The following is a 23,184-nucleotide window of genomic DNA, read 5'->3' on the forward strand; positions in this document are numbered from 1 at the left end:
ACTATATAAATGAGTTGTCGGTAAGTCGATATAAATTGCATTTATTAATAAATACATCATGATCAAACAAGTACTACTGTGCCTGAACAGAACCAATCTCGTCTTGCTCTTCTGGTTTCACAAGTGCGTAACGTTCCCACGCCCTGCTTTTCCAGCGGAAGAACATAATAATGGCACGCGTCCATTCGTCGATGGCGATCGCTAGCCAAATACCAACGAGCCCCATATCTAAATGAAAGGCGAAAAAGTAACCTAGTGGTAAACTCATTAACACCATAGAGAATGCACCGATTAAAACAGGATATTTTGCATCACCAGCTGCACGAAGCGAATTAATGATGACGATATTCATCGTACGTCCCGTTTCAAGTAGTACACTTAGTAAAAGAACACTTGCGCCTAACCCGATAATGTGCGGATTATCTGTAAACAGTCCCATTAATTGTGTACGGAATGTAATAACGAGAGCGACCATACATAGAGTTACACCAATCGCCCATTTTACACTTTTCCATAAGCGTTCGTATGCTTCATCCTTTTCGCCACCACCAACAAGGCGGCCAATAATAATGGCTGTTCCCATACCAATCGCAATTGCAAATAAATAAGTGAACATGGAAATGTTAGTAGCGTATTGTCTAGCAGCTAATGATTCCGTTCCTAAGTACGTTGCGTAATAAAGGAAGACGATTTGACAAGCTTGATACATCACTTGTTCAAATGCAGATGGAATACCGATTTTTAAAATTTTCCCAATGTATTCTTTGGATAAAGTGAAGTAATATTGTAATTTCACGCGATATTCCATAACGCGGTATAGTAACCAGAAGAAAACAATAAGTGCGATCAATCGACTGATAGCGGAAGAAATTGCAGCCCCTTGTACACCGAGCTCAGGGAAACCAAATTTCCCGAAAATGAGTACGTAGTTTCCAGCGATATGAATAATATTCATTCCGAGTGAAATAAACATCGCTTGCTTTGTGAAACCGTGTACACGGATAATTGCGGCTAATGAGTTAATAATAGCTTGTAGGAAGATGGCTCCTCCGACGATAGATAAGTAGTTTTGCGCATACGTTAGTACATCGCCTTGTAAGTTCATTGCGAGCATCATATGTTTCGAAAATAAAAGAAAACCAGCGCTTATAACGAGCCCAACTATTAAATTTAATGTGACGGCTAATGCTGATATTTTAGATGCTTCCATAAAGCGTTTGGAACCGAGGTATTGAGATACGACGATAGCTGCGCCGTTCCCGATGACTTCTAATACCAAAATAGCGATATGGAGGTATTGATTCGCTGCACCAACCCCAGATACAGCATCGTCTGATAATGCACTTAACATGAAAGTATCAGCGATCCCCATCAACATAAAAAGAAAAACTTCTAGAAAAATAGGCCATGTTAATAAGAATAAACTTAATTTCTCTGTCGGCCCATTTTTTTCCTGAATTGCTGTCATGTCCGTCCCCTCTTTACCGATATCTATTTTTAGCAAAATGTATCGTAACATACTTTCTTATCCTTTGCACTCATTTTAGCCTACATATTTTTAATATGAAGGGACTGCTATTTTATGTTAAAAAGGTTGGGATAATTATACATAAAGTATTATAAAATATAAAATTTATTTTTCTCTGATAATTTAGAAAAATATAAAAATAATTATTTTTGGTACTTTAGTAAAGATAATCAGCAATATAAAACGTTTACAAAGATATATTTTTTTACATAAAATTTTAATGAAATAGAAATATAAATATACAAAAAATATATTTGTGTGTATAATATGAATTATTAGAACATATATATATTTCTTTCTGTTTGAAAATGAAAGGGCTAACATTTTTTTGGAGGGTGGAAGTATGAAAAAAAAGATACCAGTTTTTGTAGCATCAACAGTAGCGATGAGCATGATGTTAGGGGCATGTAGCTATCAAAAAGATGAACCGCAAGCAAACGCAAAAGGGGATAGCGGGAAAAGCGGTGCGAAGCAAGTTATTAATCTAACAGAAGTGTCTGAAATTCCGACAATGGATACAACACTTGCCTCGGATGCTGCTTCTTCAAAAGTTATGAATAATACAATGGAAGGGCTGTATCGACTTGGAAAAGGCGATAAGTTAGTTCCAGGTGTGGCAAAATCTCATACAAAATCAGAAGATGGTAAAAAATATACGTTTAAATTGCGGGAAGACGCTAAATGGTCGAATGGTGACCCTGTAACAGCAAAAGATTTTGTCTATGCATGGCAAAGAGCTGTTAATCCTGATACGGCAGCAAAATCAGGATATATTATGTTAGATGTAAAAAATGCAGAAAAAATTAATAAAAGAGAGCTATCACCGGATCAATTAGGTGTTAAAGCAATAGATGATTATACATTAGAAGTTGAATTGGATAATCCAGTTCCATACTTTCTCGATTTAACTGTGTATCCACTATTTTTCCCATTAAATGAGAAATATATGAAAGAACAGGGAGAAAAATTTGGTTTGGAAGCAAATACAACTCTGTATAACGGTCCATTTGTATTAAATGAATGGAAACATGAACAAAGTTTCAAATTAAAGAAAAATCCAAATTATTGGGATCAAAAAGAAGTGAAGTTAGAAGAAGTTAACTTTAATGTTGTAAAAGATACAGGAGCAGCTGTTAATTTGTATAATACGAATGCGATTGACAGAGTTGGTTTATCAGCGGAGTTAGTTGATAAATATAAAGGACAAAAAGACTTTAAAACAATTAATGATCCAACTGTATTCTTCTTGCGTTTTAACCAAAAAAATCCATCATTAGCTAACAAAAATATTCGTAAGGCTATTTCTAGTGCATACGATCGAGATGGTATTGGAGAGGTTATTTTAAACAACGGTTCTAAGGGAGCTTATGGTTTAGTACCATCTGATTTTGTTAAGGGACCAGATAAGCAAGATTTCAGAAAAGAAAATGGAAAGCTTTCGAAAGTCGATGTGAAGGAAGCTAAAAAATTCTGGGAAGCAGGCAAGAAAGAATTAGGTAAGGATAAAATAGAACTAGAATTTTTAAACTTTGATAATGAAGAATCTAAGAAAATTGGTGAGTATGTAAAGGGAGAATTAGAAAAGAACTTACCAGGTCTAACAGTAACAATTAAGATGCAACCATTTGCGCAAAAATTAAAACTTGAAGATAGTGGACAGTTTGATATTTCATTTACTGGATGGGGACCTGATTTTCCTGATGCAATCACATTCCTTGATATGTTTATAACAGATGGTTCACAAAATAAAATGGCTTATTCTAATGCTCAGTATGATGACATTATTAAAAAGGCAAAGCAAGAAGGCTCAGATGTAAAAGGACGTTGGAATGAACTGTTAAAAGCAGAGAAAATTTTATTTGAGGATGCAGCAATTGCGCCAGTATTCCAACGCGGCAGATCTATATTAGAAAGAGAAACGATTAAAGATGTGTATATCCACAAATATGGCGGTGAATTAAGCTTTAAGTGGGCATCCGTAGGAAAATAAAAAAAGCAGGCTAACCACCTGCTTTTTTTAATACGTGCGTTTTTTATAAATGCCTTTTCCGCCAACTTGGTTCCAGCCAGATTGTACATCCAAACTTTTGTTAACAAACTTCATTTTTTCTTTTCCACCAAAGAGCTTTTCGCCGATGCTATTTGTAATGACACCGATTAATGCTGTTATTCCGATGATGAGGGTAGCAACCGTAATAAAATCAATAAAAAACGCAATCATTTGAAAACTCCCCCTTTGCCTGTCTGTATGTTTATTGTATGAGATAAAAAATGAAAAAGAAAGAAATGTCAGAAAAATATTTAATTTACTTTAGAAATCGTGTAGACAGGAGAGAGAATGTTTGTTAGAATAAGAACAAATGTTCCTTTTTATTCTCATTTGTATAGTCTTACATTTCTTAATTGATTTATCAGGAAAAAGTAAGAAAACGTTCTCTTTTTCATAGGGAAGATTATAGATAAATAACTATATATTATATGAAGAATCTAGAGGAAGTGAGTACTAAAAGGGTTGAAAGTTATTGTTCAAGTACAGCTAAATTGAGCGTAATCATGTTGCATAGCAGTGGAATACACGGAAGAGTTTTCTCAACTAGCAGGAAATTTACTGTATATTTCTTGCAAAATCTATTGTATAATGATTATAGAAGTTACTTATTAAAAGTAATTGTTGTTTATTATAAGTTGTTGCTTACATGAAATGCGATTTTTGTACTTTTCAATAAGACAAGTTATCGCGAAAAATTGCTTAAGTTAGAAATTAAAACTGTATGTAGTACAGAATTTGTACTCTTTAAGGAGAGTGAGCTTTGTATGGTAACATTATATAGTTCTCCAAGCTGTACGTCTTGTAGAAAGGCGAAATTATGGCTAGAGGAAAATCATATTCCCTATACAGAACGTAATATTTTCTCAGATCCATTAACGATTGAGGAAATTAAAGAGATTTTACGTATGACAGAAAGCGGAACGGATGAGATTATTTCTACTCGTTCGAAAGTTTTCCAAGAATTGAATGTAAACTTAGAATCTTTACCACTTCAAGATTTATATAAGATGATTCGTGACTATCCGGGGATTTTACGTCGTCCAATTATGATTGACGAGAAACGCCTTCAAGTTGGTTACAATGAAGACGAAATTCGCCGTTTCTTACCACGTACAGTAAGAACGTTCCAATTACGTGAAGCACAACGTCTTGTAAATTAATTATAATAATATGAAAACCTTCTACCTATTATATAGTAGAAGGTTTTTTTTAATGTTTCACATTGCGTAATCGAACTTGTTTTACGATAAAGCCGATGCATAAAATAGTGAAAATGAACAAATAAGGAATGCTTGCGGTGAAACTTGGGTTGTTATGAAAAAAGATTGCAAGTCTGTCTTCATGTGTAACCATTTTCCCTGCAGTATAGGCAAGAATTGCTGCACCGCAATAAATGAGGAATGGAAATCGTTCCATAAGTATTAAAATAAGTTTACTGCCCCAAATAATAATAGGGATAGAAATGAGTAAGCCGATTATGACGAGTAAAAATCTCCCGTGAGCTGCACCTGCAATGGCAATAACATTATCAAACCCCATAACGAGATCCGCGAAAACAATTGTCCGCACAGCTTGAAATAAAGTTGTTTTTCCTTGAATGGCAGAAAGGTCATTGCTATCATCAGTTAATAAATTGATTGCAATTAATGTAAGTAAAACCCCGCCAATCAATTGTAGAAATGGAATGTCGAGTAAATAGACAGCTAGTATAGTAAGGACAATTCTTAGTACGATTGCTAAAAGAGTACCGATCAAAATAGCTTTATTTCGTTTCGATTCAGGTAAATTTCGGCTAGCTAGTGCGATGACGATTGCATTGTCACCACCTAATACAACATCGATACCGACAATCATTAGTACGGATGTTAAAAACTCTAAGTCCATTCGTCTGCCTCCATTTATGATGTTTTAATAAGCGAACTGTATGTATGTGATGAAGAAAGTTGTTGTTAAATAATCTCTTTCAATAGAAGTTTCACTTTATTACAGTGTACGGGGGAATGTGGAAATGTATGTCCAAATTTTTTGTAAGTAAGAAATCGCTATAATAATATATTTATGTAGTTAATCGAGTAAAGATAGGCATATAACTATTTTTGTAAAATAAATCGATTTTATTTCCATTCTGGAGAATCTTATCATAAAATGAGAGTACAAGAATCTATTGATTTGTCATATGAGTGGGGAATCCCTTCATAACAATTCTAAGCAGGAAGGGAGAGTTGTATTTTGGATATTGAAAGAATTAATGATCATACGATGAAATTTTTTATTACGTACATTGATATAGAGGATAGAGGATTTAATCGTGAAGAAATTTGGTATGATCGCGAACGAAGTGAAGAGCTCTTTTGGGAGATGATGGACGAAGCTCGTGATCATGACGATTTCTTTATTGATGGGCCGTTATGGATTCAAGTGCAAGCAGTCGATAAAGGGATTGAAGTACTTGTCACGAAAGCAGAGCTTTCAAAGGACGGACAAAAGCTGGAACTACCGATAGGGGTAGACAAAATTATAGATATTCCTCTAGATGAAGGCATCGAATCATTATTCCAACAAGAGTTAGTCGAAGAGGTAGAAGAACAAACAGGAACAAACTTTAATGAAGATGGTACGTTTGGCTTTTTAATTAAATTTAATGATTTTGAAGATGTCATTTCATTAAGTCATCGTCTTATCTTTGAAGATATAAAAGATGAGCTGTATTCATTTGAGGACCGCTATTATGTATATGTGGAATTCGATGAAGTGCTACATGATGAAGAAGAAATCGATCGTATTTTAAGTATTGTTTTAGAATATGGGGAAGAATCAACTTTAACAATTCATCGTGTAAGTGAGTATGGAAAACAAATTGTGAAAGAGCATGCGCTTGAAACGATTCGCAATAATTTTCCTGCTAAAACGTAGGCCGATTTCTGTAGTATGAAATCGGCTTTTTATATGAAGAATAGGAAAGCTTTCTTAGTTAGGAGGTAAGAGATGAAAAATACGTTAAAGCTGATTTTCTTTATCCTGCTATTGTTCGCATTATTTGTTTCGTTACGTATGTTTATTGATGTAGCATTTTATTCAGATGTGATTGGGATAAAAGATGTTTCGATTTTAGGTATTATTAGTATTTTATTTACAGTATCTGCGTTTTTAATTGGTTGCGTTATTTTCTTAGAAAATCGCCACCCATCTAAAACACTTACATGGTTAATTGTGTTAGGGATTTTTCCTGTGTTTGGCTTCTTTGCTTATTTATTATTTGGACAAAATTTTCGGAGAAAAAGAATGTTTCAAAAGAAGGCGTTACTTGATGAACAGGCATTTTTACAATATAAAGGGCATGAAGATTACGAAGAACGAATTTTACGCAATCATAAGCATCAAGAACTGTTATTTCGTTTAGCGGATCGATTAGGTGCTTTAAATATTTCATTTCAAACTGAAACGAGGACATTAACAAATGGAGATGAAACGTTTCAGGCCATTTTAAATGGGTTAAAACGAGCGAAACATCACATTCATATGGAATATTACATTGTGCGTGATGATAAATTAGGAACAGAAATTAAAGATATTTTAATACAAAAATCAAAAGAGGGCGTTGTTGTTCGCTTTTTATATGATGCGGTTGGAAGTTTTAAGTTATCGAAATCGTATATTGAAGAATTAAACGATGCAGGTGTAGAAATGATTCCGTTCTTTCCTGTGCGCTTTCCGATTTTAAACGATAAGATTAATTATCGAAATCATAGGAAAATTGTTGTGATTGATGGGAACGAAGGGTTTGTGGGCGGATTAAATATTGGTGATGAGTATTTAGGAAAAAGTAAATATTTTGGCTTTTGGCGAGACACTCATTTGTATTTACGTGGTGAAGCGGTTCAAAGTTTACAGCTTATTTTCCTTCAAGATTGGTTTTATATGACTGGAGAGGCTGTGCTAGCTCCTGAATATTTACAAGCAAAAGCAGTTGAGGGTGATCATTGGGGAGGAGTGCAGCTAGTTGCAGGCGGCCCCGATAATAAGTGGGAAACGATTAAGCATTTATATTTCGCAATGATCGCTTCTGCTCGGAAATCTATTTGGATTGCAACGCCGTATTTTATTCCGGATGATGATATTTTATCCGCATTAAAGGTTGCTGCACTTGCTGGTATTGATGTCCGTTTGTTGATGCCGAGTAAACCTGATAAGCGCACTGTCTTTTACGCATCGAGATCGTACTTCCCAGAGCTTTTAGACGCAGGAGTAAAGATATATGAATACGAAAAAGGTTTTCTTCATAGTAAAATTGTCATCGTTGATTCTGATTTAGCTTCAATTGGGACAGCTAATATGGATATGAGAAGTTTTCATTTGAATTTTGAAGTAAATGCCTTTTTATATGATACAGATAGCATTAAAAGACTTGTTCAAGACTTTAAAGACGATTTAGAAGAATCCAGTGAAATTCACGTCGATCGTTTTCATAAAAGGCGTCTGCATAGACGAATTGTTGAATCAACGTACCGGTTATTATCGCCATTATTATAAAAAGAGATGTCCGAAATTGGGACATCTCTTTTTTAAAAGGAATTTGTAATAAATTGTAGAATATAAGGAGCTGAAAGGGTGTGATTCCGATATTTATAGCTAAAAGAGAAAACGGAGAAAAAATTCATTTACTCTATAATTGTAATGAAGAGCTTTTGCGCCGTATGCGCCAACAGGAACGATTCTTTTGTGTAGCTTGTGGAAAGGAAGTGCAAATGAAATTAGGGAAACAAAAAAGTTGGCATTTTGCTCATAAAAAAGTGGATTCATGTCTTGCCTTTTATGAAGCGGAATCAACGTATCATATGCACGGTAAAGAATTGTTATATAGATGGTTCAAACGTCAAAACTTTCAGGTGGATATTGAGTACTACCTTCCGGAAATTAAGCAACGACCAGATATTTTTGTAGAGAGGGCGGGCAGAAAAATTGCAATTGAATACCAATGTGCAAACCTTGCTATAGAGCAGCTGTACAAAAGAACCTATTCATATTGGCGAGCTGGTATACAGGTCATTTGGATCGTTGGTGGAAATCAATTGAAAAAGCAATCGGCATATTGGATGAAATTCTCCTCACTTATGGCTTTCTCCTTACAATCTTATCCTCAACCATTTCTTATTTTCTTCTGTTCGAAAGAAAAATCATTTATGAAATGTGCATTTATCACTTCATTTTCTACAAGCGTCTCTTTCTCACATATTATATATTTACCAATTGAAACGACTACTTTTGAAATGCTTTTTTCTCCTGTTCCTTTCAAAAAGGAAATATTAGAACGAGAATGGAAGAAGCGAAAGGATTATTTTCGGCAAAACGCTCTGCCTATTTGGAATTATAACTATAAGTCATTATTACGCCTCTTATATCAATTTAAATGTACCCCAGCGAGCTTTCCTTCTGAAATTGGTGTTCCACTCCCTTCTGGATTTGCTTTTCAAACAAACCCATTTATATGGCAAGCTTTTCTATATATGAAGTGTATAGGGGGGCTTGCAGTAGGAGAGTGTATTTCTCTTCAATATGTGTGTAGTTATGTAAAAAGGTATACGAAAAGGCGGATACTTCCGTACTTTTCACAGCACACATGGAAAGTGGCAGTTACTGAATATATGACATTTTTATGCTATATAGGTGTATTGCATAAAGTGGGAAGTTATACGTACCGAAAAATAAGGGATGCCGTGATGTTAAAAACAGAGGAGGAAATTATGAAACATGATGAGATTTGCTTAATACATGCGCTATCTTTATTTGAGGCAAATTTTAACATGAGAGGAGGAAAAGGGGATATAATAAAGAATGATTGTGAAGGAATTACATAAGAAAAAACGAATTGTACTTAAGTAGAGATATTTAAAGGAGGGCTTAAAGAATGTCTGAACAAAACAAAGCGAAAGCATTACCAGATCGCAACGAGATTGAAGAAGCAAGTACGTGGCGATTAGAAGATATTTTCCAAACGGATGCAGAATGGGAAAAAGAATTCCAGGCTATTAAAGAGCTATTACCGAAGTTAACTGAATTTAAAGGGAAACTTGGTGACTCTGCGGACAATTTACTTGAGGCATTGCAATATGAAGATGAAATTTCAATGCGATTAGGTAAGCTATATACATATGCTCATATGCGTTACGATCAAGATACAACAAACTCTGTATATCAAGCATTAAATGATCGCGCAACAAATTTATATTCACAAGTATCTAGTAGCACAGCGTATATTGTGCCTGAAATTTTATCGATTTCAGAAGATACAATGCAAACATTCTTGAAGGAAAATAGAGATTTAAGTGTATATGAACATGCATTAGAAGAAATTACACGTCAACGCCCGCACGTATTATCAGAAGCTGAGGAGGCTTTATTAGCGGAAGCATCTGAAGTAATGAGTTCATCAAGCAATACATTCGGTATGTTGAATAACGCGGATTTAAAATTCCCATCTATTAAAGGTGAAGACGGAGAAGAAATAGAAATTACACATGGCCGTTACATTCAGTTTTTAGAAAGTGATGATCCTCGTGTTCGCGAAGATGCATTTAAAGCTGTATATGAAACGTATGGGAAATTTAAAAATACATTCGCAAGTACGTTAAGTGGAGCAGTAAAACGTAATAATTTCAATGCGCGTGTTCGTAAATATGATTCTGCTCGCCAAGCTGCACTGAGCAATAATAATATTCCGGAAGCAGTATACGATCAACTCGTTGAAACGGTAAATGACAACTTACATTTATTACACCGTTACATCGATATTCGTAAGCGTGCATTAGGACTTGATGAGCTTCATATGTATGATTTATATACACCACTTGTACCAGAAGTGAAAATGAATGTGAAATACGAAGAAGCACAAGACCTTTTATTAAAATCTTTAAACGTACTTGGTGATGAATATGTTGATATTTTGAAAGAGGCATATGAAAATCGCTGGGTAGATGTGTATGAGAATAAAGGAAAACGAAGCGGGGCATACTCATCTGGTGCATATGGAACAAATCCGTATATTTTAATGAACTGGCATGATAATGTAAATAACTTATTTACACTTGCTCATGAGTTTGGTCATTCGGTGCATAGTTACTATACAAGAAAAACACAACCGCACGTATATGGTGATTATTCCATCTTTGTAGCAGAAGTGGCATCTACTTGTAATGAAGCGCTTCTAAATGATTATTTATTAAAAACGACAGAAGATAAGAAAGAGCGTCTATATTTATTAAATCATTATTTAGAAGGGTTCCGTGGTACTGTATTCCGTCAAACGATGTTTGCAGAGTTTGAACATATTATTCATAAGAAAGTACAAGAAGGACATGCTGTTACGCCAGATATGCTAACGGAAATCTACTATGATTTAAATAAGAAATATTTCGGTGACGCTTTAGTAATCGACGAAGAGATTGGTTTAGAATGGTCTCGTATTCCACACTTCTACTACAACTATTACGTATATCAATACGCAACAGGATTTAGTGCAGCGACTGCTCTATCTAAACAGATTTTAGAAGAAGGACAACCAGCAGTAGAACGTTATATTAACGAGTTCTTAAAAGCAGGAAGCTCTGATTACCCAATTGAAGTGCTGAAAAAAGCAGGAGTAGATATGGCATCTCCTGAACCAGTAAAAGAGGCACTACAAGTATTTGAAGAGAAATTAAATGAATTAGAAGCATTATTATTTGAAGAAAAGTAATGAAAAAAGACGAGGGATTGTATCCTCGTCTTTTTTTGAATAGATTAAATGTCGATATATGTCGAAAAAACAAGGTGAATTTCTTTGTTTTTCTAACTGAAAGGATAGTTTTATGGCTGATTTTTGAAATTAAAACCCTTTGAATCGTTTTTTATGATTGAAATAAGAGAGAGTGATAACGATGATTCCGAATAAAAGAGGTAAGGCAATAATTTTAGGAAAAGCTTGTAGTAGAGAGAGGATGTACAAGAAAAAAGAAATGATGACAGCTAGAAAGAGAAGAGCAATATAAGATTTTTTCATAAATAAACCCCCTAAATGACCTTTTTTATAGCTTATTCAAAAATGAAAACGTTTAGAATGTGACAAAAGTGTGAAATTCGACAAAAGGGGTTGTCATCTGACGTCGAATCTTGTAATATAATAAGCGTGAACGAATTCACATACAAACATATACCCCTTTGTTTGAACGTGAAAATTTCTCCCATCCCCTTTAATATTTTTATAAGCCGTAAAGAAGAAGACCTGGTGTTTACACCAGGTCTTTTTCTTTTGCTATCCATTTCCAATAACGTTCGCATTTTACTTCAATCATTTGTACTTTTCGTTTCAGTTGTAATTTTTTAAGCTCGCGCTCAATTTCTTGTTGCGGACAGTCATAAATAAATGCTACTTCTTTTGAAGATATAAATTGTGTTGCTTCTAGTAGCACTTCTAAAGGTGGTAATGGTTCTGGCTCAATTTCACATTTTACAAGTTCTTTCAATAATTGTACGTATACATCGTAGGAATAATTTCCAGCGATTTTAATACCTTCTTCATCTGAGTTCGCATGAAAAAAGACGAGGGAGGGTATTTCTGTAATATGCATTTCATTCGTGAATTTCAAGTCACATTGGAAAGCTTTTTTTGCACTAGCAGAATGTAGATCTTTTTTAAATTCTTCTACATCAATATTGCTATCTTTCGCACATGCAAGTAATAGTTCGCAGTCAGGGGTTGATACATTTTCAAGGAAAATGTATTCTTGGAGTTTTCGCAAAAACTTCGAACCTGCTTTTCGGCCCTGTAACTCCGCTGCCTTAATCGCCATCGAAACTAAATATGGTGTTGACGATGCTTCTTGCATATGTACCTTTCCATCACATGAAAAACCTTGTAAACTTGTTGTCTTTTCCCACACAAATCGAATATTAGCAGGTTTATTCCATTTGTGTGAGGAAGCGTTCGTTCCATCCACTTTTCCTGTTACGATATGACGAATAGAGAAGTATTTCCCGTATTCAAGCCATAGTTTAATAATAAAAGGCTCAATTTCCCAGCAATCTTTACAAAGTGGATCAATAAATAAATATGCTTCTACAGACTTATGCTCGCATGCGGAAGGAGATGGCATATTTATATGCTTTGCTTCCTGCTTATCCATTACACTTCACCTGTTTCGTTTGGAGTATTAACCATATGCTGAGCGGTTAATGCTAAACGTTCAAAAACAAACTCTCTTATATGACCATGCACTCCAGTATCATCCATTGCTTGCTCCATACATGATAGCCAAGCCTCTGCTCGTTTTGGAGTAATCTCAAACGGAAGATGGCGTGCTCTTAACATAGGATGACCATGTTCTTCAGTGTACAAATTAGGACCACCTAAATATTGTGTTAAAAATTGCTTCTGCTTCCTAGCGGTTTCTGTTAAATCTTCCGGGAAGATGGGAGATAAGTCAGGGTGTTTACTGACATAGGAATAAAATGTATCTACTAATATTGCAATGCATTGTTCACCGCCAATTGCTTCAAATGGTGTCATCGGTTGCTTGCTCATCCTTTATAAACTCCTTTTTCCATGAAATGTATATCTATTGTAGCAATGGAATGTTCGAGAGGGCAAATAAACAGCCTTCTCAAAGATTCTTTGCTTATTCTACGGATGTAAATTTTTTTAGTGAGGTATATCCACTAGCGAAACATATTCACTAGTGGAATTTTCACTTTAGCGTGCTTTGTTTTGTTTGGCAAGGAAAAAGCGTTTTACTTTGTTATTTGTATGACGAACAGGTATGTTATGTTGCGTTAATAAATGAATAAATGCAGCTTTTCCTGTTTCTTCATCTTGCACTTCAAATTCAATTTCATAATCATCGTGATTGTAATAGAAACTATGATCAAAGACAAGCGTTCCGCCTTTAAATAATGTTTCTGCTCTTTCTGTTGTTAAACTACCCATATATGTTAAAGCAGAAACAGGAATTTGTAATTTGTGTAATTGATCTACTACTGCTCCTTGAATGATTGTGTTTGTTTCCATCATCATTTTTGCTTCGTCTTCTGTTACGATTTGATGCGTTTCTAATAAACCGATTTCTGCAGGTTGTTTCAACGTTAACGTATAAGTTTCTCCTTTATGACGAATACGAAGTGCAGAGCCAGCTTCTTTTAACGAGAAGTCAGGTGTTTCAAAGTAGTGATTCACTTGTTTCGTAAATGCTTCAATAGAAAACGATTTGCATAATGTATCGAATTCTTCTTTTGTAACGATATTTTTGAATTCAATTTCAATTTCTTGTGTCATTGTATAATCTCCTTTTGAAAAATAATTCTTTACACATTATCGCTTTTTCATAAATTTGGTTCAATGTTTTATTTGTTTGCGTCCATGTTATGATACAATAATACTGTTAAGTAAGACAGGAAGTTGAGATGGAGGAGTTAGAGCATGCAAAATAAAATCCAAGTTAAGAGCGTAGAAAAGAGAGAGAATGCTCTTATTTTTTGTGCGGAAAATAGTGAAATAGAGGTAAAGGAGTTAAGTGCACGTAATCACGTACTTGTAGACTCAGACAATTTATCATTTTTATATATCTTAGAAAATGAATCATCTTTTATTTATGTAAGTATTCCGCACACATGCTGGGAAGCAATGCATGAAGCGATGAATAACGATGTGGTTATGTTCGTTAGCGTGAATGACATTGAAATGGAATTAGAAGGATTAAAAGAAGAAGTAGAATATTTAGTTGAAAATATTGAAGGTAATGCAAATTACGGAGAAGAATTAGTAACTGCTGTAGAAAAAGTATTTCTATAAGCAAATGGATTGATTTTGGTGGTGGTTGAAATGAATCGAAATTGGGAAGAATTTTTAGCACCTTACCACCAAGCGGTGGCAGAGCTGAAAGTGAAACTAAAAGGAATGCGTACTCAATTTGCAATGTTAACAGAGCATTCTCCAATTGAGTTTGTAACAGGAAGGGTAAAGTCGGTTGCAAGTATTATTGATAAAGCGGAGAAGAGAAATGTACCGCTAGACCGATTGAGAGAAGATATGCAGGATATTGCTGGGCTTAGAATGATGTGTCAATTTGTTGATGAGATTAAGCCTGTTGTAGAATATCTTCGAAAACGAAATGACTTTGAAATCGTGGAAGAACGTGATTATGTCACGCAAAAGAAAGATAGCGGTTATCGTTCTTATCATGTTGTCATTAGTTATCCTGTTCAAACGATTCAGGGTGAACAAAAAGTATTGGTAGAAATCCAAATACGCACGCTAGCAATGAACTTTTGGGCAACAATTGAGCATTCTTTAAATTATAAATATAGTGGACGTTTTCCTGAAGATATTAAAATACGCTTGCAACGTGCAGCTGAAGCGGCGTTTTTATTAGATGAAGAAATGTCTTCTATTCGTCTTGAAATTCAAGAAGCGCAAAAGGCTTTTTCAAGAAAGCAAGAAACGAAAGATTCCGAATCATAAACTAAAGGGTGTTGGGCGATGAAATTTACAATTATGTCAAAGGGAGATCAATCATCAGATACACTGGCAAGCACGATGAAAGAGTACTTGCTAGATTTTGGATTTATAATGGATGAAAAGGAACCCGATATTGTAATTTCTGTTGGGGGAGATGGAACGCTTTTGTATGCGTTTCATCGTTATTATAATCGATTGGATGAAACAGCATTTGTTGGTGTACATACAGGACATTTAGGTTTCTATGCAGATTGGTTACCGACAGAAGTAGAGAAATTAGTAATTGCGATTGCAAAAACACCATTCCAAGTGGTGGAATATCCGCTTTTAGAAGTTATTATTCGCTATGTGAATGGAAGTAAAGAGTCACAGTATTTAGCGATGAATGAGGCGACTGTAAAAAGTGCAGAAGGTACATTAGTAACAGAAGTAGAAATACGCGGAGAATATTTTGAAACATTCCGCGGGGACGGTCTTTGTATTTCTACTCCTTCAGGAAGTACTGCGTATAATAAAGCGCTTGGCGGAGCAATTATTCACCCATCTATTGAAGCGATTCAAATTGCAGAAATGGCGTCCATTAACAATCGTGTGTTTCGTACTGTAGGATCGCCACTCGTATTGCCGAAGCATCATACATGTGTGTTAAAGCCGGCTGCAGGAATGAACTTACAAATTACAGTGGATCATTTAACAATGGTCCATCAAGATGTGAAATCAATCCAGTATCGCGTCGCAAACGAGAAAGTACGATTTGTTCGTTTCCGCCCGTTCCCGTTCTGGAAACGAGTTCGTGACTCGTTTGTTGCAGATAAATAGAAAGGGTTATATATTTGAACAGATTTACATTGAAATGGGATATAGGGCTGGCTGAAGAGGGAACTTTAGTTAGGGAATTTTTGAAAACGAAAGGTATTTCTAAAGCCGCTTTAACGGATATAAAGTTTCACGGCGGGGCAATTGAAGTAAATAGTCAACATGCGAGTGTTCGTCATCAGTTGCGCGCTGGTGAAGAATTAAGTGTCTTTTTTCCAGTCGAGGAAAGAAGTGAAGGGATGATGGCAGAAGATATCCCTTTATGCATTGTATATGAAGATGATGCGGTTCTTATCATTGATAAAGAGGCGAACATGTCAACGATTCCGTCTAGAGAACATCCGACAGGGAGTGTTGCCAATGCGATTTTATCTCATTATGATAAGCAGCATCTTGCAAGTACAGTGCACATTGTAACACGGTTAGATCGTGATACTTCAGGGCTTATGCTTATTGCAAAAAATCGTTTCGTGCATCATCTTTTATCGAAGCAGCATCAACAAAAAGCTGTGAAACGAACGTATGAAGCAATTGTTCACGGAAAGATTGTAGAACGAGAAGGAATGATTGATGCACCAATTGGTCGAAAATCTGATAGCATTATTGAGCGAACGGTTTGTGAAGATGGACAAAGGGCAGTTACTCATTTTAAAGTAATTGATAGTACATATGATAAGACACATGTAGGGCTTGAGCTTGAGACAGGAAGAACGCATCAAATTCGTGTGCATATGGCTCATATAGGACATCCATTACTTGGTGATAGCTTATATGGAGGGAGAAGGGATGAAATGAAACGGCAAGCACTTCATAGTAAATCTTTGACGTTTTATCATCCTATTTTAGAGAAAGAGATGTCTTTCACTATAAAGCTTCCAAGCGATATGCAAGAAGTGTTGCGGCATACTTAAAAAGGGAACAAAATTCTTATATTATAAAGAATTTTGTTCCCTTTTTTCTTAGCGGAATAATATTAAAATTTGGTTTTCACCCGTACGCTTTATAACGAAAAATCCACTTTCGGCTTTTGTAGCAATGCCATTGTCATTTGGACGACAATATCCATGTGCTTCGCAAGTGCCGTCATCACGTACTAACATTTGTCCAATTAATCCGACAGGAAGCCACTCGGCGCGATCTTTTCTTGCTACATATTTGCAAGCTGGATCCCATTCTGTATTTAAAAGAGGTTGTATTTCTTCTGTTTCCGTCCATACATATTGGCGTTTTCCAAAGTTATCTGTTTTATAGCGTTTTTGCCAACTTAAAGCCCCGCTATTTCCTATAAGTGCAGGGGTTGCACTAGATATTCCTAAAATGAAAGAATCGTGTGAAGTAGCTATCCGAATTTTTTCTTCGCTACTAAATGCAACGAAATAACCGACATCAATAGGTTTATGACCTTCTGTTTCAAACATTTGTGCAAAATCCGTTCCGCTTGCATTGTAAGACGCGCCCTCAATGTACATTTCTCCATTATGGGCGAGCCATTTAGCCCCGATATTATGGTCGGTGTCGTTTACACCATTTGCAATAAACCAAGAATAAGCTTCTTCTGCAGTGCCGAAGCGCCCCATAATATGGCTACCTGCAAAATGAGCTGTTGATGTATGATGACCTTCCGCATGAGAAGAGGATCCGTTAGCGATAGTTGCGGTTCCTTCTGCGTGTGCTGCTTCGCCTAAAGCAATCGTCTGTTTACCCTCCGCATGAGAATAAGCACCGCTTGCTGTCGTTTCACTTCCCTCACTATGCGAACTATGTCCGGTTGCTTTTGAGTTTGATCCTTCTGCATGAGAGAAAGAACCTTTTGCGTGTGTTAATAAGCCTTCCGCATGTGCTGCCATGCCCTCCGCATGAGAGTGAAGCCCCTCCGCATATGCATATCGGCCGCCCCTTTTAACTTTTGTATTTTCAGGTGTAGGTGTCTCAATTATGAGTGGTTTTTCAGTTTGTATATCATTCGATGAAGCCAATGCCTCTTTTATTTTTTTTACTTTGTTTATAATAGCAGCTGGAATTTCTGGTTCCACTTTTTTATTTATTGCTACAGAAATATTTTCTTCGGCCTTTTCTTCTGTTTGGTTAGAATGTAGTACCTGTTCATCTTGATTTGAGAGCTGTTTATTTTTTTGTTTCATCTTTATTTTTTTACGATCGATTATGCGGCTCATCACAGCATTTTCTAAAGAGACATATGTTGGTTTTACTTTGCTTTTTTTTGATGACTCTTGTTCTTCCAGTTCTTCTATCGCTGCAGCCCGAATACTACACCAGTTGTTAATTCCGTACATGGGCAGATATAAAGGGGGAAATTTTCTTTTTTGTTTAGAAGATTTTTTCTTCATTCTGTCACCTCCTGCGACATTATATGTAGGGTAATTAAAAAAAGATGCACTTTATTGCATCTTTTTTTAATTACTTTACCTAGTTTTATATGAAATCTGCCTAAATAATGCTAAGTAAGGTAGTTATGAAATTGGACGGAATTTCTCAGCGACAAAAGGTAACGAAGAAGGGACAGAGATAGTCTCCATTTCAGGATAACGTAATCCGGTTAATTTGCCACCAAATACAGCACCAGTATCAATATTGACTGTCTGATTGACGAATCGAGGTTCTGCTACTGGTGTATGTCCATATACAATCCAAGCTTGCCCCTTGTACTCTTGCGCCCAATCGCGACGGACAGGTGAGCCATCGGCATGCTTTTCTCCTGTAATATCGCCATATAATACAAAGGTTTGTACTTTTTTATCTCGTCTTCCTATGTAATCTTGCCGAATCCCAGCGTGACATACGATTACTCTTTTTTCATCTAGTATGTGGTAGAGCGGTGATTGTTCATAAAGAGTGATAAACTTTTCTTTTATAATGTTTTGCTTATGAGAAGGAAGTGCCTCATATTCAGCAACAGTTGTTTCAAGTCCGTGAGCGACTGTTACATTACGCCCAAGGAAAAATCGATATAGTTTATTACAGTGATTTCCAGGAGCGTAATAAGCTTCTTTTCTATGTATGACAAGTTCCCATACAATTTCAATCATACGTAATGAATGAGGACCACGGTCTGTAATATCGCCAACGAATGCAAGTTTACGTTGGTCAGGGTGAACCGGTAGACCGCTACTCCAGTTATATCCTAGCTTCTCTGTTAAATTTTGAAACTCTTGGAAGCATCCATGAATATCTCCTATAATGTCATATTTCATATTTAAACCTCCATCGTATTTTTCATTAGTATATCTAAAAAAGGATAGAGATAAAAATATAGCGTTTTTGTGTTGTTCATTTAAACATAAAGATTTTCGTTCTTGAGCGAACATTTAAAATGAATCCAATCGCAATCATGTATGTAAGCAGTGAACTTCCTCCGTAACTCATAAGAGGTAATGTTATCCCTGTAATGGGAAGTAATCCGATTGTCATCCCGATATTTTGGAATACTTGGAAAGTAAACATTCCGATTGTACCAGCGCAAATGTAACTACCGAAGGGGTCATTACTTTCTAAAGCAATATGAATCATTCGAAAAATGAGTAAGAAAAAAAGAGAAATAATGACACTTGCGCCTAGAAATCCAAATTGTTCAGCGACATTAGTGAAAATAAAATCTGTATGTGGTTCTGGAAAATATACTTGTCCATTTTCCCACCCTTTTCCTTGCATTTCTCCGGATCCAGTCGCTAAGAATGCTTGTCTTAATTGATAGCCTTGTGCATTATATTTGTAAGGTGCTAACCATCCGTAGAAGCGATTTAATTGATATTCTTTTAAAATGTGTGCTTTAAAGAAATCTGTGTGAGTAAAAAAAATATATATTAATGTAGATCCAGCAACGAAAGTACCTGAAACTAATCCGAAAATAAAACGCCATCGTATGCCAGAAACTAGTATCATTGCTGCAAGCATCGCTGAAATGACCATTGTGTTTCCTAAATCTGGTTCTTTTGCAATAAGTAGTAGTGGTGGCAAGCTTGTCGCAAATATTTTTCCAAGTAATAAAAAATCATCACGCATTGTTCGGGGAAAATATTTCTCATTATGATTTGCTATAATTCTTCCAATGACGATAATTAAAAACAATTTCATAATTTCAGAAGGCTGAAAATTCCCGATGCCTGGGAGCCTGTACCAAGCGGTAGCGCCTTTAATTGTAACGGCACCTGGTACTTGAAGTTCTAGTCCAATAAGTAGTACCATTGCAAAGCTATACAAATACCAAGCAATTTTTTGATAACGATCGAAATCGATAATCATAATAACACCAATGGCTATAAATCCAATGAAATACCATTGGATTTGCTTTAGTACAAAATTGACGTTTTGTAAAAATGGCGGTAAAGAGGCTTGCGCACTTGCAATAGCACAACAACTAACAATCCCAATGGCAAATAAAATAAATAGTAATACGTAGTCTATTTGATATTGAGAATTTGGATCTTTCAATGTAGGTATTCCTTTCTAATGCTCTTTATAGTAATGGATTTTATAGTATGAGAAAGAATGTATGAACTATACGAATGATTCGCATATAGCCCATACACTTTTAATTTTGCAGAGTAATTTAATTGTTTAACTCTTTAATAATTATATCCAAACAATGGGAAAGACGTACATGTGCGTCAGGAAAAATATCTAGTTGATGAAGATAGTATTTTAAGGAACTTTTACACCATTGGTAAGCACTAAGTAGAGCTGCTCTATAGTCCGTAGTATTTTGTAAAAAGCCATATTCTTTTGCTGTTATAACGAGGTGTGTGAAATCTTCACAACCTTGAAGGAGCTTATTGTGTATTTGTTGTCCAGCATGGTAGCGAAATTGACTTAAAGGCTCAGAAATGTATATTGCATTTCCTTTAGAAAGTAAAGAAATCCATGAGGCCATATCAACACTACAAGAATATTGTCGCTCTTTAAGAGTACCAAAAGGATCAGTGAGCAATTCTTTTCGGAACAAAGTAGTTGTAGGCTCACCGATAATATTGTGCCCGCCCTTTAACATCCAATTACCTAAAAATATCCCGTTTAATGGAGTGTCTTCACTATATAACCTTTGTGTTGGATGGGAATCACCTATTAGATTTCCATGATCATCAATACGTACTCGATAAGAAGTAACAAGAGCAAGATTTTTATTGGGATCTTGCTCAAAATAGGTCATCATTTTTTGTATTTTATGCTTATAAAACACGTCATCGTCCATTAAAAAATTTATATACTCACCATTTGATTTTTCTATGAGCATAAGGTCATTGTGAAATTGTCCTAGAGTAGGGATATTTCGAATGTATGTTATATTTTTATAATTTGGTAAGTATTGTTCGCGTATTAAAGTTGCTGTTTCATCATTTGTACTATCATCTCCGATAATGATTTCAATATTTGAATAAGTTTGTGCCAATGCACTTTCTAGAGCAATTTTAAAATAATGAGGCCGATTATAAGTGGGAATAAGGATGGAAACGAGAGGTAGATTTTTTTCATTCATCATACATAACTTCCTTTCAGAAGTTTTTTTTTGTAAGAACAATATCTTGGTAACTTGTATATTCATGTCTGCCGCACCATAAACCGTAATGCGGCTTATTGATTATTTCTAGGCCGTACTTATTCAATAGATTGCAAATATCTGTCTCAGGATAAGCAACTGCAAAATTTGGAATATCTTTATTCACAACGTAGCAATTTTCAATTCGATGATAAAAACCTAATGTACTTTGTCCTGCATTTAAATAATAGGACGATTCAGGATTTATTAGAAAGAATGTAATGAAACATCTCCCGTCTTTTTTTAATACACGTACAATTTCAGATACGTAATGTTCTAATTCTTTTGGGAGAAGATGTGTAAATACAGAAGTTAAAAAGATAAAATCGAATGTCCCATCTTCATAGGGAAAACGATATTGAGAGGCATCTTCTGTTCCTTCTGGATTATAGAATTGATTGTATATGTCAACATGTTCAAAGTGAAAATTATTACGCATAGTTGAAATGTTATTTTGACACCAAATAATTCCATCTTTAAACAAATCAAATCCATAATACGCTCCATCATCATTTAAGTAATTCAATAATGGTACAGCCATTCGGCCGACGCCGCAGCCTACATCTAATACTTTTTCATTTGATTTTAAAGCGCCAATTTGAATAAAATGCTTTAGGAACTCTTTTCCAACTTTTTTGAAGTCGCCACCTACATACTGGACGAGTTCAGGAGGGGGGAGTAAAGTCATTTCTTTGTTAAGTTCGCTCATGAGTATACCCCTTTCTTGTATGAGAAGATGCAGTAAATCTATTAATAAAATTTTCAATTTGTAGTGAGAGAACACAGGAAAACCATTGTTATATGTAAGGAGATTCCGAAAAAGAATACTTAATTGGATTAGAAGTGAGAGAAGGATGAGTAGAAATGGAATCTCCTATAGATTAAATCTTTTTTTATTCTTTTCTCCAATAAACGCCAAATACATCAATTTTAGTAATAGGGGCTTTTAAATTCCGTTGATTTCTAAAGTCTGTCACAGCCTCAGCGCATGGCGGTAGCCCGTAGTCATCGATAATTATATAGCCACCTTTAGAAACTTTATCATATAAGTTCACGAGACCATCCATTGTAGATTCGTACATATCACCATCAAGCCGTGCAATTGCTATTTTTTCAATTGGTGCTGTTGGTAAAGTATCTTTAAACCAGCCTTTTAAAAATTTCACTTGATCATTTAGTAAATCATATTTTTTGAAATTCTCTTGTACTTGTTCTAAAGAGACGCGTAAGTAATCGAATGTGTGTAAATAATCACCGTAATCTTTTGGATATTGTTCTAGATTCGGTGCTGGCAAACCTTCAAATGAATCTGCGACCCACACATTACGATTCGTAATGTTGTTTGCTTGTAAAAAACCATTCATAAAAATGCATGATCCTCCGCGCCATACACCTGTTTCAATAAAATCTCCTTCTATATTTTCACGAACAACGGTTTCCATTGCCTCTTGTAATTGGTTCATACGTTCTCGACCAATCATGCTATGTGCTGCTCTTGGCCAATCCATTCCATCATGACGTTCACTTTTTGAAACATTTGGTTTTACAATTTTTAAGTTATGGTTTTCAGCATATTGCTTAATGAATAAAGGGAGGGGGACTGTAACTGGTTCGAATTCTAGTTCTTTCGAAATATGTAGAGATGCGGGTAAGTATGCCTCATATTCCAACCATATTTCAAATAAAATTGTCTTCTTTAGCAATTCGAGATAAAGCTGAACCGCAGATTTACTTTCCATATTTGTGCCTCCTGC

At 35.4% G+C, this 23,184-nt stretch carries 23 protein-coding genes; 10 read left to right on the plus strand and 13 right to left on the minus strand.

What is annotated here, in order from left to right; translation table 11 throughout:
- Positions 1-73: 73 nt before the first annotated feature.
- Positions 74-1,519, minus strand: coding sequence for an MATE family efflux transporter (locus MHH27_RS06395; protein ID WP_053565021.1), 1,446 nt, complete (start codon positions 1,517-1,519; stop codon positions 74-76).
- Positions 1,520-1,871: 352 nt separating this feature from the next.
- On the opposite strand from MHH27_RS06395, the gene MHH27_RS06400 reads away from it, so the two are divergent.
- On the plus strand, positions 1,872-3,518 hold the full coding sequence (locus MHH27_RS06400) for a peptide ABC transporter substrate-binding protein (protein WP_071731611.1): 1,647 nt from the start codon (positions 1,872-1,874) through the stop codon (positions 3,516-3,518).
- A gap of 27 nt (positions 3,519-3,545) precedes the next feature.
- Here the strand turns inward: MHH27_RS06400 and MHH27_RS06405 are convergent, their stop codons facing one another.
- Positions 3,546-3,749 carry a hypothetical protein gene (locus MHH27_RS06405; protein WP_000559974.1) on the minus strand — a complete coding sequence of 68 codons (204 nt, stop codon included), beginning with the start codon at positions 3,747-3,749 and terminating at the stop codon, positions 3,546-3,548.
- A 593-nt stretch (positions 3,750-4,342) separates the two neighbouring features.
- On the opposite strand from MHH27_RS06405, the gene spx reads away from it, so the two are divergent.
- On the plus strand, positions 4,343-4,738 hold the full coding sequence (spx, locus tag MHH27_RS06410) for a transcriptional regulator Spx (protein WP_000258267.1): 396 nt from the start codon (positions 4,343-4,345) through the stop codon (positions 4,736-4,738).
- Between the two features lie 49 nt (positions 4,739-4,787).
- Here spx and MHH27_RS06415 read toward each other — a convergent pair whose 3' ends face one another.
- Positions 4,788-5,462, minus strand: coding sequence for a TerC family protein (locus MHH27_RS06415; RefSeq protein ID WP_053565018.1), 675 nt, complete (start codon positions 5,460-5,462; stop codon positions 4,788-4,790).
- A 345-nt stretch (positions 5,463-5,807) separates the two neighbouring features.
- Between MHH27_RS06415 and mecA the strand changes: the two genes are divergently transcribed.
- From mecA to pepF, 4 genes are all read left to right on the plus strand, one after another.
- On the plus strand, positions 5,808-6,491 hold the full coding sequence (mecA, locus tag MHH27_RS06420) for an adaptor protein MecA (protein WP_000350715.1): 684 nt from the start codon (positions 5,808-5,810) through the stop codon (positions 6,489-6,491).
- A gap of 72 nt (positions 6,492-6,563) precedes the next feature.
- Positions 6,564-8,108: a cardiolipin synthase gene (locus tag MHH27_RS06425; RefSeq protein ID WP_000799191.1), complete on the plus strand. Its 1,545-nt coding sequence runs from the start codon at positions 6,564-6,566 to the stop codon at positions 8,106-8,108.
- 80 nt (positions 8,109-8,188) lie between these two features.
- Positions 8,189-9,433, plus strand: coding sequence for a competence protein CoiA (locus MHH27_RS06430; protein ID WP_097822431.1), 1,245 nt, complete (start codon positions 8,189-8,191; stop codon positions 9,431-9,433).
- Between the two features lie 50 nt (positions 9,434-9,483).
- Positions 9,484-11,310: an oligoendopeptidase F gene (gene pepF, locus MHH27_RS06435; protein ID WP_089170608.1), complete on the plus strand. Its 1,827-nt coding sequence runs from the start codon at positions 9,484-9,486 to the stop codon at positions 11,308-11,310.
- Between the two features lie 129 nt (positions 11,311-11,439).
- Here pepF and MHH27_RS06440 read toward each other — a convergent pair whose 3' ends face one another.
- From MHH27_RS06440 to MHH27_RS06455, 4 genes are all read right to left on the minus strand, one after another.
- Positions 11,440-11,613, minus strand: coding sequence for a hypothetical protein (locus tag MHH27_RS06440; protein WP_000750352.1), 174 nt, complete (start codon positions 11,611-11,613; stop codon positions 11,440-11,442).
- 229 nt (positions 11,614-11,842) lie between these two features.
- Positions 11,843-12,736 (minus strand): ClpXP adapter SpxH family protein, encoded by an 894-nt coding sequence (locus tag MHH27_RS06445; RefSeq protein ID WP_000360660.1) that lies wholly within the window; start codon positions 12,734-12,736, stop codon positions 11,843-11,845.
- Positions 12,736-13,134, minus strand: coding sequence for a globin domain-containing protein (locus tag MHH27_RS06450; protein WP_000043386.1), 399 nt, complete (start codon positions 13,132-13,134; stop codon positions 12,736-12,738). The genes MHH27_RS06445 and MHH27_RS06450 overlap by 1 nt, the downstream gene beginning before the upstream one ends.
- Positions 13,135-13,302: 168 nt before the next feature.
- Positions 13,303-13,881 carry a CYTH domain-containing protein gene (locus MHH27_RS06455; protein ID WP_065228463.1) on the minus strand — a complete coding sequence of 193 codons (579 nt, stop codon included), beginning with the start codon at positions 13,879-13,881 and terminating at the stop codon, positions 13,303-13,305.
- Positions 13,882-14,025: 144 nt separating this feature from the next.
- Here MHH27_RS06455 and MHH27_RS06460 point away from each other — a divergent pair, with 144 nt between their 5' ends.
- Genes MHH27_RS06460 through MHH27_RS06475 form a run of 4 tightly spaced genes read left to right on the plus strand, consistent with a single transcriptional unit; the run spans position 14,026 to position 16,790 of the window.
- Positions 14,026-14,397 carry a UPF0738 family protein gene (locus MHH27_RS06460; RefSeq protein ID WP_001180005.1) on the plus strand — a complete coding sequence of 124 codons (372 nt, stop codon included), beginning with the start codon at positions 14,026-14,028 and terminating at the stop codon, positions 14,395-14,397.
- Positions 14,398-14,427: 30 nt separating this feature from the next.
- On the plus strand, positions 14,428-15,066 hold the full coding sequence (locus MHH27_RS06465) for a GTP pyrophosphokinase (protein WP_001081482.1): 639 nt from the start codon (positions 14,428-14,430) through the stop codon (positions 15,064-15,066).
- An 18-nt stretch (positions 15,067-15,084) separates the two neighbouring features.
- Positions 15,085-15,882, plus strand: a complete 798-nt coding sequence (locus MHH27_RS06470; protein WP_000673190.1) for an NAD kinase — start codon at positions 15,085-15,087, stop codon at positions 15,880-15,882.
- Positions 15,883-15,896: 14 nt separating this feature from the next.
- Positions 15,897-16,790, plus strand: coding sequence for an RluA family pseudouridine synthase (locus tag MHH27_RS06475; protein WP_065228464.1), 894 nt, complete (start codon positions 15,897-15,899; stop codon positions 16,788-16,790).
- A 48-nt stretch (positions 16,791-16,838) separates the two neighbouring features.
- Here the strand turns inward: MHH27_RS06475 and MHH27_RS06480 are convergent, their stop codons facing one another.
- From MHH27_RS06480 to MHH27_RS06505, 6 genes are all read right to left on the minus strand, one after another.
- Positions 16,839-18,227, minus strand: coding sequence for a peptidase G2 autoproteolytic cleavage domain-containing protein (locus tag MHH27_RS06480; RefSeq protein ID WP_090975815.1), 1,389 nt, complete (start codon positions 18,225-18,227; stop codon positions 16,839-16,841).
- 123 nt (positions 18,228-18,350) lie between these two features.
- A complete protein-coding gene (gene prpE, locus MHH27_RS06485) occupies positions 18,351-19,091 on the minus strand; it encodes a bis(5'-nucleosyl)-tetraphosphatase PrpE (RefSeq protein WP_000872702.1) in 741 nt (246 codons plus the stop codon).
- Positions 19,092-19,167: 76 nt separating this feature from the next.
- Complete coding sequence (locus MHH27_RS06490; protein ID WP_340941972.1) at positions 19,168-20,328, minus strand: FtsW/RodA/SpoVE family cell cycle protein; 1,161 nt, start codon at positions 20,326-20,328, stop codon at positions 19,168-19,170.
- Positions 20,329-20,446: 118 nt separating this feature from the next.
- Complete coding sequence (locus MHH27_RS06495) at positions 20,447-21,373, minus strand: glycosyltransferase family 2 protein (RefSeq protein WP_065228475.1); 927 nt, start codon at positions 21,371-21,373, stop codon at positions 20,447-20,449.
- A gap of 13 nt (positions 21,374-21,386) precedes the next feature.
- On the minus strand, positions 21,387-22,139 hold the full coding sequence (locus MHH27_RS06500) for a class I SAM-dependent methyltransferase (RefSeq protein ID WP_065228468.1): 753 nt from the start codon (positions 22,137-22,139) through the stop codon (positions 21,387-21,389).
- Between the two features lie 184 nt (positions 22,140-22,323).
- Entirely contained in the window at positions 22,324-23,169 is an 846-nt protein-coding gene (locus MHH27_RS06505; protein WP_000444386.1) for a TylF/MycF family methyltransferase, read from the minus strand.
- Positions 23,170-23,184 lie beyond the last annotated feature (15 nt).

It is taken from the genome of Bacillus sp. FSL L8-0152 (assembly GCF_038006365.1).
GTDB classification, from domain to species: domain Bacteria; phylum Bacillota; class Bacilli; order Bacillales; family Bacillaceae_G; genus Bacillus_A; species Bacillus_A cereus.